At 43.8% G+C, this 17,757-nt stretch carries 14 protein-coding genes; 3 read left to right on the top strand and 11 right to left on the bottom strand.

Features of this window, described 5'->3' with window-relative positions; all coding sequences use genetic code 11:
• Positions 1–451: 451 nt before the first annotated feature.
• The 6 genes from MSG36_RS19605 to MSG36_RS19580 all read right to left on the bottom strand — a co-directional run bounded on the left by MSG36_RS19605 (position 452) and on the right by MSG36_RS19580 (position 6,699).
• Positions 452–1,741, bottom strand: a complete 1,290-nt coding sequence (locus MSG36_RS19605) for a hemolysin family protein (protein ID WP_050633779.1) — start codon at positions 1,739–1,741, stop codon at positions 452–454.
• Between the two features lie 201 nt (positions 1,742–1,942).
• Positions 1,943–3,505, bottom strand: coding sequence for an AbgT family transporter (locus MSG36_RS19600; protein ID WP_050646965.1), 1,563 nt, complete (start codon positions 3,503–3,505; stop codon positions 1,943–1,945).
• 298 nt (positions 3,506–3,803) lie between these two features.
• Entirely contained in the window at positions 3,804–4,253 is a 450-nt protein-coding gene (locus MSG36_RS19595) for a prepilin-type N-terminal cleavage/methylation domain-containing protein (RefSeq protein ID WP_048608036.1), read from the bottom strand.
• A complete protein-coding gene (locus MSG36_RS19590; RefSeq protein WP_248369365.1) occupies positions 4,243–5,583 on the bottom strand; it encodes a hypothetical protein in 1,341 nt (446 codons plus the stop codon). The genes MSG36_RS19595 and MSG36_RS19590 overlap by 11 nt, the downstream gene beginning before the upstream one ends.
• Entirely contained in the window at positions 5,580–6,212 is a 633-nt protein-coding gene (locus tag MSG36_RS19585; protein WP_248369363.1) for a pilus assembly protein PilW, read from the bottom strand. The genes MSG36_RS19590 and MSG36_RS19585 overlap by 4 nt, the downstream gene beginning before the upstream one ends.
• Positions 6,193–6,699: a GspH/FimT family pseudopilin gene (locus tag MSG36_RS19580; RefSeq protein ID WP_050619887.1), complete on the bottom strand. Its 507-nt coding sequence runs from the start codon at positions 6,697–6,699 to the stop codon at positions 6,193–6,195. Before MSG36_RS19580 ends, MSG36_RS19585 begins: the two co-directional genes overlap by 20 nt.
• Before the next feature lie 102 nt (positions 6,700–6,801).
• On the opposite strand from MSG36_RS19580, the gene MSG36_RS19575 reads away from it, so the two are divergent.
• Entirely contained in the window at positions 6,802–7,233 is a 432-nt protein-coding gene (locus tag MSG36_RS19575; RefSeq protein WP_348983459.1) for a type IV pilin protein, read from the top strand.
• A gap of 186 nt (positions 7,234–7,419) precedes the next feature.
• Here MSG36_RS19575 and dnaJ read toward each other — a convergent pair whose 3' ends face one another.
• The 5 genes from dnaJ to grpE all read right to left on the bottom strand — a co-directional run bounded on the left by dnaJ (position 7,420) and on the right by grpE (position 14,714).
• Positions 7,420–8,568 (bottom strand): molecular chaperone DnaJ, encoded by a 1,149-nt coding sequence (gene dnaJ / locus MSG36_RS19570; protein ID WP_048608049.1) that lies wholly within the window; start codon positions 8,566–8,568, stop codon positions 7,420–7,422.
• Positions 8,569–8,873: 305 nt separating this feature from the next.
• Positions 8,874–10,787, bottom strand: a complete 1,914-nt coding sequence (gene dnaK / locus MSG36_RS19565) for a molecular chaperone DnaK (protein ID WP_017059868.1) — start codon at positions 10,785–10,787, stop codon at positions 8,874–8,876.
• 389 nt (positions 10,788–11,176) lie between these two features.
• Entirely contained in the window at positions 11,177–12,214 is a 1,038-nt protein-coding gene (locus MSG36_RS19560; RefSeq protein ID WP_248369357.1) for a polysaccharide lyase family 7 protein, read from the bottom strand.
• 255 nt (positions 12,215–12,469) lie between these two features.
• Positions 12,470–13,744, bottom strand: a complete 1,275-nt coding sequence (locus MSG36_RS19555; protein ID WP_019823920.1) for a dicarboxylate/amino acid:cation symporter — start codon at positions 13,742–13,744, stop codon at positions 12,470–12,472.
• A 388-nt stretch (positions 13,745–14,132) separates the two neighbouring features.
• A complete protein-coding gene (gene grpE / locus MSG36_RS19550; RefSeq protein ID WP_017069543.1) occupies positions 14,133–14,714 on the bottom strand; it encodes a nucleotide exchange factor GrpE in 582 nt (193 codons plus the stop codon).
• Positions 14,715–14,857: 143 nt separating this feature from the next.
• On the opposite strand from grpE, the gene nadK reads away from it, so the two are divergent.
• Both nadK and recN read left to right on the top strand, forming a co-directional pair.
• Positions 14,858–15,742, top strand: a complete 885-nt coding sequence (gene nadK, locus MSG36_RS19545) for an NAD(+) kinase (RefSeq protein WP_017066747.1) — start codon at positions 14,858–14,860, stop codon at positions 15,740–15,742.
• A 280-nt stretch (positions 15,743–16,022) separates the two neighbouring features.
• A complete protein-coding gene (gene recN / locus MSG36_RS19540; protein ID WP_017059862.1) occupies positions 16,023–17,687 on the top strand; it encodes a DNA repair protein RecN in 1,665 nt (554 codons plus the stop codon).
• Positions 17,688–17,757: the final 70 nt, after the last annotated feature.

Below are 17,757 nucleotides of genomic sequence, written 5' to 3'. Positions count from 1 at the left end.
TACCCTTACATAAATGATAATTATGACAATAATAATTTCAATAAAATCAGACAATTAAAATCATGGTTACTGAATTAATTTAGCTTTTTATATTCTCGCATAGTTCTCTAAACGCGAATAGCTATACTCTTACAAACATAAAAATGCCTGTCTACAGAGAAAAATAAAATAGTTTTTACATCAATAATCTGAAGAAAATTTGATAAGGCAAAGTAAATAGTAGAAAGGAATAATTAAAATAAAAAATCATAGATATAAGACAACAACTCGTTGTGTATAGGCTGGTTTGCACAATAGAATTGATAAACTAAACAAGAATGAATTGGCTCGTTCGGTATTACGAAAATAGGTATGCGGTGAAGCATACCTAATCTTCGTGATAATGAACAATAAAGAGATAACAGACAACAAGAGACAATGAACCATTGCCGCTTGCTGGTTGATCGAACTGTTAGCTATTAGCGTCTTCTGTGTCATCGACTATTGGCGTCGCTTTGATACTCACAATGCGATTGTTCTCAACAGAGATAATTTCAAACTGCCACTGCTGGTATTGAACAACTTCGCCTGCATCCGGTAAACGCCCGATTAACCAAGTCACAAGGCCATTCAACGTTTGGAAGCTCTCGCTTTCGCCCTCAATATCTGACAGCTCTAAACGGTTTTTCAGTTCACTGATAGGAATCAATCCATCCACCAGCAAACCGTCTTCCACTTGCTCGGTCCAAAGATCGTTTGGGTTATTCGATAGCTCGCCAGCAATCGCCTCAAGAATATCGTAATGAGTCACAAGGCCTTGAACATCGCCATACTCGTCGACAATGAATGCCATCTCGGTACCCGACTCTTTAAAGTAGCCAAGTAAACGCAGAGCTTTCATCGATTCTGGAACATAGATCGGCGAGCGAGACAGCCCCATGATCACTTGAATGCTTAAATTGCCCGCCTGATTCAGTAACGCTTTGGCTGACACTGTACCCACCACTTTATTGAGGTGGTCTTGGCACAATGGAAACACACTGTGTTTTGATGAGCGCAGTTTCTTTAATATCTGCTCAACGGGTTGGTCGACATCCAGAAAATCGATGTCTCGACGGGGAGTCATCAATGAGCTCACAAGGCGATCATCAAGCTGCAATATATTACGAATCATCTCTTGTTCGCCGCGTTCAATCACACCCGATTCAGAGCCCTCTTTCACAAGAGCATGGATATCGTCTTCAGTAACGCTATCTTCTTCACCGCCTCGGCCCATCAACTTAAGAATACCTTCCGTTGAAGCCGACAGCGCAAACACAAACGGCGTCGCGATTTTAGATAACCAGAAGATTGGCAGCGCGACTAACACAGCAATGTTTTCAGCTTGAGACTGAGCAAAACGCTTTGGTACCAACTCACCGACAACGATGGCGAAATAAGTAATACCTACCACCACAACTGCAGTAGACAAGATATTTGCTTGTGTTGGGTCTAATCCCCACAGTTCAAGTTGAACGGCCAGTGGAGCCGATAGCGTCGCCTCACCCACAATACCGCTGAGTAGGCCGATTACCGTGATACCGATTTGGATTGTTGAGAGGAAGCGGGTTGGGTTTTCTTTGAGCTCAAGAGCAATCTGAGCGGAGCGGTGTTTTTCGGCTAAGCGTTTCAGCCGACTATTTTTTGCTGCTACCAATGCAATCTCTGACATGGCAAACAGACCATTTAAAACAATTAACCCTACTAAAAGCAGAATCTTCATGTGGCTTGGATTTCCTAAATTTACCGGCCAACAATTAGCCGTAATCCGGAGTATAAGCTGAGTTCGTTTATTTTGGATATAAAAAGTTTTGGATATAGAAAAAGTCTTGGATATAGAAAAAATAGCGAAAAAAAAGCCCGCACATTTCGGTGCGGGCTTCGATGATTTTTATGTTACTTACTTTTGCTTTTCTTACTTCGCTTACATTGTGTAAGTGTAAGGTGCTTGGATACCTAGTGGGATACCAAGAGCCCAGTAAGCTAGCAAGAAGATAGACCAACCGATTAGCATCGCAATCGAGAATGGCATCATTAGAGAAGCTAGAGTACCGATACCTGTCGACTTAACGTAGCGCTGACAGTAAACAACAACCAGTGGGAAGAACACCATTAGTGGAGAGATGATGTTAGACACAGAGTCACCTACACGGTAAGCCGCTTGAGATAGCTCAGGAGAGATACCCACAACCATTAGCATTGGAACTAGGATTGGACCGATAAGAGCCCACTTAGCTGAAGCCGAACCTACAAGCAGGTTAACTGAAGCCGTTAGTAGAATCATACCAACAACCGTTGCTTCACCAGGAAGGTCCATCGCTTTCAAGCCTTCAGCACCGTAAAGTGCCAGCATAGTACCGATGTTTGATTGAGCGAATGCAGATAGGAACTGAGCACAGAAGAACGACATTACAATGTATGCGCCCATCGTTGCCATCGTCTCAGACATTGCTTTGATAACATCATTACTATTCTTGAATGTACCCGCTACACGGCCGTAGACGATACCCGGAATAATAAACAGGATGAAGATAAGAGGAACGATAGACTTCATCACTGGTGCTGAGAACGCTGTTAGCTCACCTTCAGGCGAACGAAGTGCTGAGTTTTCAGGAACCAAAGCTGCGATAAGCAGACCAATACCCGCAACCATTGCCCAACCAGCAAATTTGAATGCTTTAGATTCAATCGCCGTGAACGTACCTAGATCAGGAGCTTGCTCTGCATCTTCATCAACAGGAGTGTTAGCAAGACGAGGCTCGATAATCTTCTCAGTTACGTACCAACCGATAGCAACAATAAGAACTGAAGATAGGCCAGTAAAGAAGATGTTCGCTAGAGGGTTAACCACGTATGCAGGGTCAAGAACGTTTGCCGCTGTTTGAGTGAAACCTGCTAGTAGCGGATCAATACCTGAAGGGATAAAGTTCGCTGAGAAACCACCTGATACACCAGCAAACGCTGCTGCAATACCCGCTAGAGGGTGACGACCCGCAGCGTGGAAGATGATACCGCCAAGAGGGATTACTAGAACGTAACCTGCATCTGCTGCTGTGTGAGACACGATAGCAACAAGAATTAGCATTGGCGTTAGTAGCTTAGCTGGCGTGAAGTTAAGCATCTTCTTAAGGCCAGTCGTAATGAAGCCTGAAGAGTCTGCAACGCCAACACCTAGCATAGCAACAAGTACGATGCCTAGAGGTGCGAAGCCTGTGAACGTGGTAACCATATTCGCTAGGAAGCTAGCAAGCGCTTCACCAGTTAGTAGGTTGTTTACTTCAAGAGCAGCACCCGTTTGAGGGTTGATTAAGTCGAATGAAAGATTCGATAAAAGTGCAGATGCTACCCATACAATAACTAGAGCCCAGAAGAACAGGATTGCTGGATCTGGAATTTTGTTGCCGGCGCGTTCAATGAAGTTTAGAAAGCGGTCCATACCACTGATCTTCTCAGTCGATGGTGCTTTTTTTACGGCTTGGTTACTCATTGTAACTCCATATGTGATGTTGTTTTGTTTAGGCCTAATATAAGTTTTGACCACGGCCTATTGGTACAGCACATATTCTATTAAAGTCGTTGTTAAAAAGCACAAGATTCCACCTGATTTTCCATAAATGGAGACATATTTTGCAAAAATACCATACAACCACAACAATATAAAAACACAAAAAACACCATTCTATATACAGAGTTTTAACTAGCACGCAAACAATGTCCGAGAAGTGAAAATTATCAGTAAAAGGAGTGGCATGAGCCTTGGCATGCAGTAAACGTTTGCTTGAGGGTCAATCAAACTCACTGTATTTGGAGAGCATAGTTTCGAGGTAAATACTTTGTGCGTGGTTCATACGATCTTGCCATGCAATTGTGACAGTAATGCTTTTTAACGCACTAGACAGAGCACCGTTTGCATCAGTCACTTCACAGGTCATGGCATAGGCAGAACCCGACAAACCGGATAAAGGATCTGAACTTGCTATGTTGAGACAATGACTCGCCTGATTTAGTTCCGAAAAAGGAATTAAACCTACCGCCCCACTCACATTAGACGCCCGAGTTCGATAATACTCCATCTGCCTTTCAGCAAAATGCAGCGCCTCTACACTATGGAGCGCAAAATCCGATTTTTGTTCAGCGTAGACCTGCAATTTAACCAGCCCTAGTGAGGCAACACCAATCAACAGAAAAGAGATAAGAACCTCTATCAAGCTAAAACCTGAGTTCTTAGAAATCATTCCATGATCCTCGCTTCCACTGATAAGTTGAAGGCGGATCAATCGGATTAGAATGCGCACGAAAATCTAAGTCCATGTCACCAACAATGGTCGTCACACCTGCAGGTGAATCAAAAATAAGGCCACCAGAAGGCAAACCAGATGCAAACTGAATCCCGACACTTTTTTTAATGACGCTAGCCTCATCAATATCTTTGATAAAAGGTGCAAAAACGTTATTAGCAGCAAGCGAATTCCAGAAACCATCGACTCGATTTTTCACGTGGCTCTTTTGATAATCGACCAAATGATAAATCACTCCGTTGTAAGCCATTGCTCCATTAAGTGCCAACACACCATCCTGCACAACCAAAAGCTGTGATGGATTGATTGTCGCCGCAACCGCAGCGTTGATATGGCAGTTGCCTTCAATCCACAGCCCCTTGGTTTGCCCTGCAGTAAAGTGGTCCATTATCTCAGTACCGCACTCCGTCGCATTCAATAGCTGAACATGCTTAAACAAATCCGTATCTTGTGATAAATCGACAATATTTTGCTCGGTTTTAGCGACACCAAAAAAGGTGTAAAAGGGATTCATATTGGGATCAGGATTAAAGTCTTTTTGGAAAGGCGCTGGATTAGTGCCTTGATAGTAATCAGGGGCATAAATCGAATGAGTAGTACCGGAAGTACCTTTCGGGATCTCCGTTTTATAGTCACTATGGCATATGCCATCGAAGCCAGAAAATGGACCATCAACACTCGGATCCAACACCTCTAACCCTAATGCCTGCCCAGAATTACTATGTTTTGTGTCATATTGATAGGTGAAGAGATCAGCAAAAGAGACGCTGACACACTCGTATTCATTGCCGCTGATTGGGTCTTCTTTTGCTGTCGGTTTCAAGCTTAAGGTACCAATAAGCTCAATAGGCCCCGTCGACTGAATCGCTCCACTGCCGAACTGAGATCTTTCTCTTATTGTTTTAAAAAGTGACTGTGCGTTTGAGGCTGACGCTACGATGTAAGCGCTAGAAATCGCACTATCAGAGATGTCGATCTGCGGTTTATTTTCGTAAGGAGTACACCAATCAGAAAAATCTGCAGGACGAGCACTCGCGTCTTTGATATCAGCAATTGTCTTGTCTAATTCAAGTAAGTAGGAGTAGGTACACTCTAAGCCCCCTTCCGAGCCCCAGTGTTCTTGTCTGCCCTGCACTTCATTCTGTGCGACTTTAATTTGATGGAAAACACTGCGATACGTGCCTAACGTCACCACCAAAGCCCCCACTAAAAGAACCGATGTCACCAACAAGGTCACTACGCCGCGTTGCTTTCTAGACATCATCATTGCCAATTCCTTTGCTTGACGGAAACCGAAACCGACTTAGAAACACCCGCGGTTGGAATTGAAGCTGTGATATTGATATCAGTGAGCGTGGTCTTGATAGAGTTTTGCCCTAATGCCTGAGAATTAATGTTGAACTCGTCCACTTCGATAAGACTGTCATCGAACAATGAATAACACGATGTGATTTCATTGAACGAAAGGAGGTCATCTGAAACAAGCGTGCCTTTTTCACATATTTGTAGTCGAGTACCATTCTTACGGTAAACGATATGTCGATGATCTTTACTTGCGCTCGAACCCTCTCGGAAGTAAACAAAACCAACCGCAACACCACCGCTCACTTGAATGGTATCTGTCGCGCCAGACAACTTGATTGAGTAGCCATTAGAACCATCGTAGCCCGCTCGTTGAATATCTTCTTTCATGACCTGCATGGTGCTGGTTAGGTTTTGTAGCAGTAATAATTCAATCCCCTTATCTTTGGCAATTCGCTGCCCGGTGATGAACACACTGCCGATAATCGAAATCGCGAATAGGCCAATAACAGACGCCACCATTAACTCAATCAATGATGTGCCTTGTTGCTTGCTAGGCACTGCCACTATCGGCTTAACACGCATAATAGCCATACTGTGCGCTCGACTCGCCGCATACCTTTATTCGACCCGGTGGGCTAGATAGTTTGATTAAAAGTCGATCGGTTGATACACCATTAGGAAAGAGATAAATAGTCCCTCTGGATGGCCTTCCTCTTACACTCTCAAAACTGATTCTTGCACCTGTGTAGTTATGGGAAAACGATACATCTCGAAACGGTTCGCCTGACAACATCAGTAATGTTTCTCCAGAAAGATCCTCCGTAGGCTTTAACCGCACAGTCCATTCTCCGGTAGATTGCACTTCATTTTTATCCATAGAGAAATGCACCCACAGATCTTGGTTCCTTTTAACCGATTCAGACTTGGCTTGAATGAGAAAACCATTCAACTCTCCGGCGAGTCGCTGCATCTTGACGGTTTCAGTAACCGAACTAAAACTCGGGGCAGCCGCAGCTATCAGTATCGACAGCACCGATACCGTTACTAACAGCTCTAATAAAGTAAACCCGCGAGTCATTTCCCAAATTCCTATGTAACTCAATGCGTAACTGCATTTAATCTTGCACCGATGCTACCACCAGAGAAAAATGGGCAGAGCTATGAAAGGAAACTACTCGCGATGATTCGAAGAAATATATGCAACAACAACAACTTAAGCATTAGAGGAATGACATTGATCGAATTATTGCTCGCTGTCGTCATCGTAGGGATGCTTGGCACCATTGCGTACCCGAGTTATACCAGCCATGTTACCAAGGCGCATCGAGTTACAGCGATGGCCGACTTAACCAAGATACAATTGGAAATAGAAACCCTATACACAGGGAACTATGCATCGGCAGCGGAGAATATTATTTCAGGAGGGACATGCTTGTTTTGCGATACCGATACTAACCGGTACACGCTGGCGATCTCTGCGAGTAGCACTACCTATTCGATTCAGGCTGAACCACTTTCACCACAAACCAACGATGAGTGCTTAGGTTCAACGACCGATATCTTGGAATTACACCACTCAGGGGGTTCAGAACCAGAAGCGTGTTGGAAGTAGAAAGAGCAACCGCCAAAGGGCTCTAGAATTTATCTGAGAAACCTCGTTCTCTTTCTTCTCGAGATTCCTTCCCCCTGATCTACAGATACAAAAAAGCCTGCTACATGAGCAGGCTTTTCCATTCTTATCAACAACTTAAATTATCAAAATTCAATGTATCAATAACCTAAGACATCAATAAATTGATTACTTAGTTAGGTCATCGAAGAAGTTTTTAACGCCGCTGAAGAAACCTTCAGACTTTGGCTTGTGCTTGCTTGCCGCTTCGCCACAACATGTTTCTTCGAATTCACGCAGTAGTTCTTTCTGACGAGAGCTTAGCTTAACTGGAGTCTCAACCACTAGCTTAACGATTAGGTCACCCACACCGCCGCCACGAACCCCTTTCACGCCTTTGCCACGCATACGGAACATACGACCCGTTTGTGTTTCTTCTGGCACTTTAAGGTTTACACGACCATCCAGTGTTGGAACTTCAACTTCACCGCCTAAAGCAGCCATAGAGAAGCTTACTGGCACTTCACAGTAAAGGTTGTTGCCGTCACGCTCAAAGATGTTGTGCTCTTTTACGTGTACTTGTACGTACAGGTCGCCAGCTGGAGCGCCTTGCTCTCCCGCTTCGCCTTCACCTGATAGACGAATACGATCGCCAGTATCAACACCAGCAGGGATCTTAACGTTAAGTGTTTTCGTCTTCTGTTTGCGACCTTGACCATGACATGAGTTACATGGGTCTTTGATGATCTTGCCTTTACCGTTACAAGTAGGACAAGTCTGTTGAACCGCAAAGAAACCTTGGCGCATTTGTACTTGGCCGTGGCCATGACAAGTGCCACACGTTTGTGCAGAAGAACCTGCTTTCGCGCCGCTGCCATCACAAGTATCACACTCTACAAGCGTTGGTACTTCGATTTCTTTAGAAACACCACGAACCGCTTCTTCTAGAGAAAGTTCCATGTTGTAACGTAGATCTGAACCACGTTGTGCACGCTGTTGACCGCCACCACGACGACCGCCGCCGAAGATGTCGCCAAATACGTCACCGAAGATATCGCCGAAGTCACCTTGGCCACCGCCGCCGAAACCGCCGCCGCCGCCCATGCCACCTTGTTCAAAGGCTGCGTGACCGTATTGGTCGTAAGCTGCTTTCTTTTGAGAATCGGTTAGGATCTCGTACGCTACTTTTACTTCTTTAAACTTATCTGCTGCGGTCTCGTCACCCTGGTTACGGTCCGGGTGGAATTTCATCGCTAAGCGTTTGTACGCTTTTTTAATATCGCGCTCTGATGCATCGCGGCTTACGCCTAATACTTCGTAAAAATCACGTTTTGACATGTTCTAGGTCACCAAAATAATTGCTACTACCGAATGATCACTTCAGTAGTCTGTGTATCAATCTAGATAAAAGTTCTGCCGGCTGAAACGCCGAATAAAGCTATTATCTAGATCGACAAGTCTAAATACAAATTTACGGGCGTGAGAGTTACCTCTGACGCCCGTATATTTAGAAATCGAAAAACGAGTTTTCTATGCTTAAACACGTTAGTTCAAGGAGAAGGCACGGACTTTCTTAGCCAATAAAGAGGCAGATGTAAGTGAGTACCTTCGACGCAGAAATTACGTGTTATAGCGACGAAAAATTATTTTTTGTCTTCTTTTACTTCTTCGAACTCAGCGTCTACAACATCGTCGTCTTGCTTAGGTTGTTCACCAGCGTCAGCACCAGCTTGTTCAGCTTGAGCTTTCTGTTGAGCAATTTCCATTAGCTTTTGAGCTGCTTGCATAAGTTCTTGAACTTTAGCGTCGATAGCTTCTTTGTCGTTACCAGACTTAACTTCTTCTAGTGCCGTGATAGCCGCTTCGATTTTAGCTTTCTCGTCTGCAGGTAGAGCTTCACCAGCTTCTTCTACTTGCTTCTTAGTGCCGTGAATCATTTGGTCAGCTTGGTTACGTGCAGTTACTAGCTCTTCGAACTTTTTGTCCGCTTCTTTGTTAGCTTCTGCTTCTTGTACCATTGCTTCGATCTCTTCCTCAGACAGGCCGCCTGATGCTTGGATAGTGATCTTCTGCTCTTTACCTGTTGCTTTATCTTTAGCAGATACGTTCAGGATACCATCAGCATCTAGGTCGAATGTTACTTCGATTTGTGGCATGCCACGTGGTGCTGGTTGGATACCTTCTAGGTTGAACTGACCAAGAGACTTGTTGTAAGTCGCTTGCTTACGCTCACCTTGAAGAACGTGGATAGTTACTGCGTTTTGGTTGTCTTCAGCTGTAGAGAACACTTGATCCGCTTTAGTAGGGATAGTTGTGTTTTTCTCGATAAGCTTAGTCATCACGCCGCCCATCGTTTCGATACCGAAAGATAGAGGAGTAACGTCTAGTAGTAGAACGTCTTTAACGTCACCAGCTAGTACACCACCTTGAACAGCAGCACCCATTGCAACAGCTTCGTCAGGGTTCACGTCTTTACGTGGCTCTTTACCGAAGAATTCAGTTACTTTAGCTTGAACCATAGGCATACGAGTTTGACCACCAACTAGGATAACGTCAGTGATTTCGCCTACAGATAGGTCAGCATCTGCTAGAGCAACTTTTAGTGGCTCAAGAGAACGTTGAACTAGGTCTTCAACTAGAGACTCAAGCTTCGCACGAGTCACTTTGATGTTCATGTGCTTAGGACCAGTCGCATCAGCAGTAACGTAAGGTAGATTTACGTCAGTTTGAGTAGTAGAAGAAAGCTCGATTTTCGCTTTTTCTGCTGCTTCTTTAACACGCTGCATTGCTAGTGGATCAGCTTTAAGGTCGATGCCTTGCTCTTTCTTGAACTCATCTACTAGGTAGTTGATCATGCGGTTATCGAAATCTTCACCACCAAGGTGAGTGTCACCGTTAGTTGAAAGAACTTCGAAAGTCTTCTCGCCTTCTACTTCATCGATTTCGATGATAGAGATATCGAATGTACCACCACCAAGGTCGTATACAGCGATAGTGCGATCACCACCTTGCTTGTCTAGGCCGTAAGCTAGAGCAGCAGCAGTTGGTTCATTGATGATACGTTTAACATCTAGACCAGCGATACGGCCAGCATCTTTAGTTGCTTGACGTTGAGCATCGTTGAAGTAAGCAGGAACAGTAACAACTGCGCCAGTTACTTCTTCGCCTAGGAAGTCTTCAGCTGTTTTCTTCATTTTCTTAAGAACTTCAGCAGATACTTGAGGAGCAGCCATTTTTTGGCCTTGCGCTTCAACCCATGCATCACCGTTATCAGCTTTAACAATGTTAAAAGGCATGATTTCGATATCGCGTTGAACTTCTTCATCTTCAAAACGACGACCGATTAGACGCTTAATTGCGTATAGCGTGTTTTGAGGGTTAGTAACTGCTTGACGTTTCGCAGGTTGACCAACTAGCGTCTCGCCGTCAGTGTATGCGATTACCGATGCTGTTGTGCGTTCGCCTTCAGCATTTTCTAGTACGCGTGGTTTGTCGCCGTCTAAAACAGCAACACAAGAGTTAGTAGTACCTAAATCAATACCAATGATTCGACCCATCAGGCTATCTCCGAAATATAATCTATATTAGTTTTTTGCTATACCCACATATGTGGGGGGCGGTAATCAGGGATTCAACCCTAATACACAAAATTTAAGTGCAAATGTAATTTGCTTTCGTATGCACCATAGATAAGGGCTGCAAACTGGTTTTCAAGGGAATAAGTAAAAAAAATCTATTTTTTCCCGTATCTTTTTACATAAAGGTAAAAAGTGACCGATCCCTTGTCAATTAAGGCTCCGATGTTGAGAAGGTCTCGCATTTGACGCCATATTAAAACCTCAACCCTATTCCAGATGCCATAAAAAAAGACCTTCATGTAGAAGGTCTTTTTCAAATAGATATTAATCAGTTAAATATTGTTCAAATGATTACTGATTCATACATGTTATTGGTTGAGCACTAACTGGTAGAAGCTCGCTTGAGTGTAATCACCTGCTTCCATACCACGCCATTCACAGGCAGAGCTCGACTTCTTGGTGTTGCATTGATTGTATGCACCCGCCTTGAAGTACATCCAGTCTTGTCCATAACCAAGGTCGATATCATTCCCCTGATACTTACCCTTTGCTAAATCGACATCATACGTCTTCACAATTGGATCAGCTGAGTTTGGATTCTTAGTAAAGGTTAAGTGCATGATGTTGTCTTTGATATTCACATCGTATGAGAACACTTCACCTAGCTTGATGCCATCAGCAGGATCCGAGCTGCCTTTTTTCAGATTGTATTGACCAAATACATCATGGCGAATGTCTTTACGAAGTTTCTTTCCGTTTTCATCCTTCGCATCTTTCATCTCTGTCGGCGGATTGAGTTCATAGTTCCACGTTAACGAACCATGCTCATGCTCCGGCAGTTTACGGTAAACAATTTTCAGAGGCTCATTGTCTGAACCATGAATTTGGCCAATCACTACCGAGAATGCGCCTGTTTTTTTGTAGCTTCCGCTGGTACTCACCTGATCAACAGAAAGTGTTGCCGTCATTTGGCCACCGATAGAACCAAACTCTTCTGCATTCTTATGGCTTGAAATCGCGAAGTTGTTGCTCGGCGCCGAGTAGCTGTCTGCCAGCATCGCTCTTAGTTCACTGCGTGTGTTTTTACTGTTTGGTGTCGTTGGTGCTGTATTCGGAGCCACAAATACCATCGCGCCAGATTCTGCATCAGTGTAGAACCATTTAGGATGAACGTAAGGCGTGTCTACATTCGACAATTCTTGCTTACCGATCTCCAATGTTTTGCCTTTTCTAGAGCCTTCTGTTGTTAGCTCCGGTAGGTTAATTTTCCATTTAGATAAATCGAAGTTTTGTGCTGGCGCTTTTGCTGGATCAAGATTGAACTGCTGACCAATATCGTGATTAGAAGCAAGAGCGGGAGCTGCTAAGAGGCTAGCAGTCAGTAGGCTAAGGTAAGACAACTTCATTATTTGGTTTCCTTTATGTCGTCATAATGTAGGTTGCCAGAACAATAAAATAATATTGTATTATTATATGTGATCTATATTAAATATTGAAAACTGATGACCCATTCAGCGCGAGTAAAAAGAAAAAATGAGACTTCGCACCAACACTGCCCCTTTTTGACCTAGCAGCAGATAGCCGAAAACACCGATCAGCAGAAATAAAAAAGCCCCGCTCTAGTTGAGCGGGGCTTCTAATTATCAAGTCTTAATTAAGGATTAAGCTTCTGCTTTTTGCAGCTCAGCTTCTTCGTTAGCTTCAACGCCAATTTCGTTTTCAGATTTAGCAACGATAGTGTTCACCGCTGTGTCTCCGACTACGTTTGAAGAAGTACAGAACATGTCACAGATACGGTCAACAGCAGCAACAATCGCTAGACCTTCTGGTGGTAAACCTAGTTGGTGTAATAGAACACCTACCATCACAACACCGCCACCAGGAACACCACCAGCACCGATAGACAGTAGCAAGATAGTTAGACCAAGAGTGAAGATATCAGCAGTGTTGATTGGCTGACCAAATGCGTTTGCTACGAACATAGTTGCTAGTGCGATGTAGATAGATACACCAGACATGTTCATTGTTGCACCTAGTGGTACACCGAAACCTGCTACTGACTTAGATACGTTTAGTTTGTCAGTTAGAGTACGCATTGTTACTGGGATTGTTGCATTCGAACTTGCTGTAGATAGTGAGAATAGAACTTGCTCACGAGTTGCACGTAGGAACTGCTTTGGAGAAATACCAGTGAATGAACCAACCATCATTGGGTAGAAGAAGAAAATCCAGAACACAAGCATTGCAACCACAAGCGCCACATAGCCAGCAACTGACATTAGCGTGTCTGCATCCAGTGTTGCGCCCAGTTGAATCATCAGAGCAAATACACCGTAAGGTGCCAAGCTCATTACTAGGCCGATAAGCTTCATCATGATTTCGTTAGCCATCTTGAATGTCTTGATAGCTGGGCCACCACGAGAATCAAGCGCTTGAATAGCAAGACCTGTCAAAATTGCCATGAAGATGATTTGTAGCATGTCGCCGCTTGCAAACGCTTCTACAGGGTTGCTAGGAACGATGTTAACAACAAGAGAGAAGATGTCTGGTGTTTCAGTTGTTGTAAGCGCAATTGTCTCAGAAACCGTACCCGCAAGGTTCGCACCTGCACCTGGTTGGAAAATAAGACCAATCGTTAACGCTGCTGAAATCGCGATGATGGTGTTAATAATGTAAAGACCAAAGGTTTTACCACCAAGACGACCAAATGAACGAATATCTTTTAGCTCAACAATACCGCAAACAATAGATACGTATACAAGAGGAACTACAAGCAATTTGATAAGTGATACGAACATACCACCAGCACCTTCGGCAGCGCCAAGTAGATACGTATCAAAAATAGCAATACCGCTGAATAGGTACTGAATAGCAGTACCAATAAGTAGACCGGCGAACAAGCCTACAAAAATTTTACTTGAGAGCGATTTATCCATCGTTCTTCTCCAGTTTGTTGTGTTTAAAATTTGTACTTTTATAGTTATATATGCGACCAAAATCGCTATATGGCAGTGGATTTTACATACAAAGATAACAATTAAAAGTATTTATTTACAAAAACATCACAAATGTGACATCAAAACATTTACTCAATCACAACAAGTTTCATAACACAAAACTCTAAATCGCTGATCTGAATGAAATAAAAAGAACGACATTCTTAATGCGGTTTTGATGCTTATTTACGTGGACTCTCAAGTTATAGGCACAAAAAAAGAGAGGCCTATGCCTCTCTTTTTATTTTACGTAAACCAGTGATTTATTTTGTCGCAGCGACTAACTCAGTCAATGTGCCAGTCAATCACTTGGCAACGTAATTCGTCATTACTTAGCAACCATAACCATCGCTGGGCGAACCACACGACCGTTTAGTTCGTAGCCTTTTTGCATCACAAACATAACTGTGTTTGATTCGTGATCTGGGCTTTCTTGGATAGACATCGCTTGGTGGAATTCAGGGTTGAACGCTTCACCTTCAGGGTTGATCTCTTTAAGACCAAACTTAGCAACTGTGTCTACGAACGTTTTGTGCGTTAGCTCAACACCTTCATACAGTGGCTTAACCACTTCGTTTTCAGCGTCTGCCGCTTGCATTGCACGCTCTAGGTTGTCGATTACAGGAAGCAGACCTTCAGCAAACTTGTTCAAAGCGAATTTACGCGCTTTATCAATTTCTTGTTCGCTACGGCGACGCATGTTTTCAACTTCAGCTTTCGCGCGAAGAACAGAATCTTGCTGCTCTTTCACTTTAGATTCGCTAGAAAGCAGTGCAGCTTCCAGTTGAGCGATTTTTGCTTCCTGCTCATCAGCAGCGTCTTCATTCAGTTCAGCTTCTTCAACTTTCTCAGCTTCAGCGATGATCTGATCTAGCTCTGCTTCGGTTACTTTGTTTTCTTCGTTGCTCATGATATCTCCAGAATTCGTTTTCAATGCAAGTGACAGGCGTGTTTGCGCCCCAAATTGATATAAAACACTCGCATAGACGTTCAACTTGCCTTTATTATGGGGATGAAGAATTTTGATTCAAGCCTAATTCGTTTGGAAACGTTATGAAAAAGCCATTTGAAGTCATCGCCATTATCGGTAAACCTCGAGATCAGCAAGCAATTCAGACTCATAGAGAGCTCTATCAGTGGTTAAGTGCTGAGGGTTATCAAGTGTTTGTTGATGACAGACTCGCCACTATTTTAGACGACATCCCAAAAGAACATTTTTCTAGCCTGATTGAATTAGGTAAACGCGCCGATCTCGCCATTGTGGTCGGTGGTGACGGAAATATGCTCGGTGCCGCTAGAATCTTGTCACGTTTCGACATTTCAGTGATTGGTGTTAACCGAGGCAACCTTGGCTTCCTAACCGATCTTAACCCTGAAAACTTCCAGAGCGCGCTGACTGATGTACTCAAAGGCGAATTCATGGAAGAAGAGCGATTCTTACTTGAAACGGAAATTCATCGTCACGGCCAGATAAAAAGCCACAATGCAGCACTTAATGAAGCTGTACTGCACCCCGGCCAAGTTGCTCACATGATCGAGTTCGAAGTGTATATCGATGACAGCTTCGCCTTCTCACAGCGCTCTGATGGCTTAATCGTCTCAACACCGACAGGTTCTACCGCCTACTCGCTTTCTGGCGGCGGCCCTATCCTATCATCAAGCCTAAATGCTATTTCACTCGTGCCAATGTTCCCGCACACCCTTTCAAGCCGCCCACTTGTAGTAGATGGCAAGCGTCGTATCAAGCTGATCGTATCGCCTGATAACCGCGGAACTCAGGAAGTGAGCTGCGATGGTCAAATCTCTCTGCCTGTTTCCCCTGGTGATGAGATCCACATTTACCAAAGCCCAAATGTGCTCAAACTGATCCACCCTAAAGACTACAACTACTACCACGTTCTACGTAACAAGCTAGGCTGGTCGAGTAAGCTGTTCTAAGTGAAAAGCAAACTATTTTAAAAGGCTGACGACATTCGTCAGCCTTTTTTATTGCCGATTAAAAGCCCACCGCCTCTATCTTTATGCCAATCCACCACATCGTCATACCCAAGAGGGAAGAACGACTGAGTTGGGAATCTATTGCGGTTTCAGTGATCTACAGACAAGCTCAATTCTGAGAGCTGTCGCAAAAAATTTTCACCTGTCGACTTTACTGTATAAAGAAACAGTATATACTGAGCTTATATACAGTATTGTTCAGTTATACAGGTAAATAAAAATGCTGGCTCATTTAAGTGTTAATAATTTCGCTATTGTTAAGTCTTTACAGCTAGAACTCTCTAAAGGCATGACAACAATCACCGGGGAAACTGGTGCGGGTAAATCTATCGCTATCGATGCTTTAGGCTTATGCCTTGGAGGAAGATCCGATGCAGGAATGGTTCGACAAGGTGAAGAAAAAACCGAAGTCAGTGCCGCTTTTTTACTTGAGAACAATCTGCATGCTACCCGCTGGTTAGAAGACAACGAACTACTTGATGGCAGTGAGTGCATCCTGCGCAGAACCATCTCAAAAGAAGGTCGTTCTCGTGCATTCATCAACGGTAGCCCTGTCCCTCTTTCGCAATTGAAATCGCTAGGACAACTGCTGATCAACATCCATGGTCAACACGCGCATCACCAGTTGATGAAAAGCGATTACCAAATGGCCATGCTTGATCAATACGCAGGCCACTTGAACCTATTGAAATCGACACGTAATGCTTATCAAGCGTGGCGACAAGCGGATAACCACTTAAAAGAGTTACGTGAAAATAGCCAGCAAAACCAAGCTCAAAAACAACTTCTTGAATACCAAATCAAAGAGTTAAATGAGCTGTCTATTGGGGAGGAAGAATATGAAGACCTCGAACAAGAGCATAAGCGCCTCTCCAATAGCGGAGAACTGGCCACAACCTGTCAGCAAGCTATCGAGCTTATTTATGAAGGCGAAGAAGTTAATGCGCTTGGTATTCTGCAATCGGCCAATAACTCCTTAATTCAGTTAGCTGAGCTAGATGAAAGACTGGCTGAGTTACCGAATTTACTTTCTGAAGCCATTATTCAGATTGAAGAGACCAACAACGAGTTAAGAACATACCTAGACAGCATTGATGTTGATCCCGGTCGTATGGCTTACGTTGAGGAGCGTTTCTCTAAAGTGATGTCGATGTCTCGTAAACACCACGTGTTACCTGAAGAGCTGTATAAGCACCATCAAGACTTACTACAACAAGTTGAAGCGCTTGATTGCTCTGATGAAAAATTGGAAGAACTGGCAAACGAGGTAGAAAACCAATACCAATCATTCGTTGCTAAATCAGAGAAGCTTCATAAATCTCGAACTCGTTACGCAAAAGAGCTCAACAAGCTGATCACGCAAAGCATGCACGAACTGAGCATGGAAAAAGCGCAGTTTGCCATTGAAGTGAACAACACCAACACACACCCTTCTCCATTGGGTATGGATAACGTGACCTTCATTGTTTCGACCAACCCAGGCCAACCAATGCAGCCGATTGCGAAAGTGGCCTCTGGTGGTGAGTTATCACGAATTTCATTAGCGATTCAGGTGATCACAGCGCAAAAAGTGGACACACCAAGCCTGATTTTCGATGAAGTCGATGTAGGTATCAGTGGACCAACCGCTGCGGTTGTCGGAAAAATGCTACGTAAGCTAGGCGAGTCTACGCAAGTGATGTGTGTGACTCACTTACCTCAAGTTGCCGGTTGCGGCCACCAACAGCTGTTTGTAGCGAAGAACACGAAATCAGGTAAAACCGAGACTCAAATGCACACGCTTGATGAGCAACAACGCGTTTCAGAGCTTGCTCGACTGCTTGGTGGCAGCCAGATTACCGAATCGACGCTTGCCAACGCAAAAGAGTTATTAATCGCAGCTTAGGTTACATATTCAGCAACTTTCTGATAATTTACCGAAAAATCTTGGCAATTTTGCAACTTAATTCAAAATT

This window comes from Vibrio sp. 1CM8B (assembly GCF_023161685.1).
Lineage (GTDB): Bacteria > Pseudomonadota > Gammaproteobacteria > Enterobacterales > Vibrionaceae > Vibrio > Vibrio coralliirubri.
The sequence above is the reverse complement of the archived record's forward strand: the minus strand, read 5'-3'. Positions and strand labels throughout refer to the sequence as shown.

Bases quoted from the DNA above. Each gene is read 5' to 3' on its own strand.
- MSG36_RS19580 (WP_050619887.1), bottom strand. From the start codon at position 6,699: ATGACTCGCGGGTTTACTTTATTAGAGCTGTTAGTAACGGTATCGGTG.
- MSG36_RS19575 (WP_348983459.1), top strand. From the start codon at position 6,802: ATGATTCGAAGAAATATATGCAACAACAACAACTTAAGCATTAGAGGA.
- MSG36_RS19600 (WP_050646965.1), bottom strand. From the start codon at position 3,505: ATGAGTAACCAAGCCGTAAAAAAAGCACCATCGACTGAGAAGATCAGT.
- recN (WP_017059862.1), top strand. From the start codon at position 16,023: ATGCTGGCTCATTTAAGTGTTAATAATTTCGCTATTGTTAAGTCTTTA.
- nadK (WP_017066747.1), top strand. From the start codon at position 14,858: ATGAAAAAGCCATTTGAAGTCATCGCCATTATCGGTAAACCTCGAGAT.
- MSG36_RS19585 (WP_248369363.1), bottom strand. From the start codon at position 6,212: ATGGCTATTATGCGTGTTAAGCCGATAGTGGCAGTGCCTAGCAAGCAA.
- dnaK (WP_017059868.1), bottom strand. From the start codon at position 10,787: ATGGGTCGAATCATTGGTATTGATTTAGGTACTACTAACTCTTGTGTT.
- MSG36_RS19605 (WP_050633779.1), bottom strand. From the start codon at position 1,741: ATGAAGATTCTGCTTTTAGTAGGGTTAATTGTTTTAAATGGTCTGTTT.
- MSG36_RS19560 (WP_248369357.1), bottom strand. From the start codon at position 12,214: ATGAAGTTGTCTTACCTTAGCCTACTGACTGCTAGCCTCTTAGCAGCT.
- grpE (WP_017069543.1), bottom strand. From the start codon at position 14,714: ATGAGCAACGAAGAAAACAAAGTAACCGAAGCAGAGCTAGATCAGATC.
- MSG36_RS19595 (WP_048608036.1), bottom strand. From the start codon at position 4,253: ATGATTTCTAAGAACTCAGGTTTTAGCTTGATAGAGGTTCTTATCTCT.
- MSG36_RS19555 (WP_019823920.1), bottom strand. From the start codon at position 13,744: ATGGATAAATCGCTCTCAAGTAAAATTTTTGTAGGCTTGTTCGCCGGT.
- dnaJ (WP_048608049.1), bottom strand. From the start codon at position 8,568: ATGTCAAAACGTGATTTTTACGAAGTATTAGGCGTAAGCCGCGATGCA.
- MSG36_RS19590 (WP_248369365.1), bottom strand. From the start codon at position 5,583: ATGATGATGTCTAGAAAGCAACGCGGCGTAGTGACCTTGTTGGTGACA.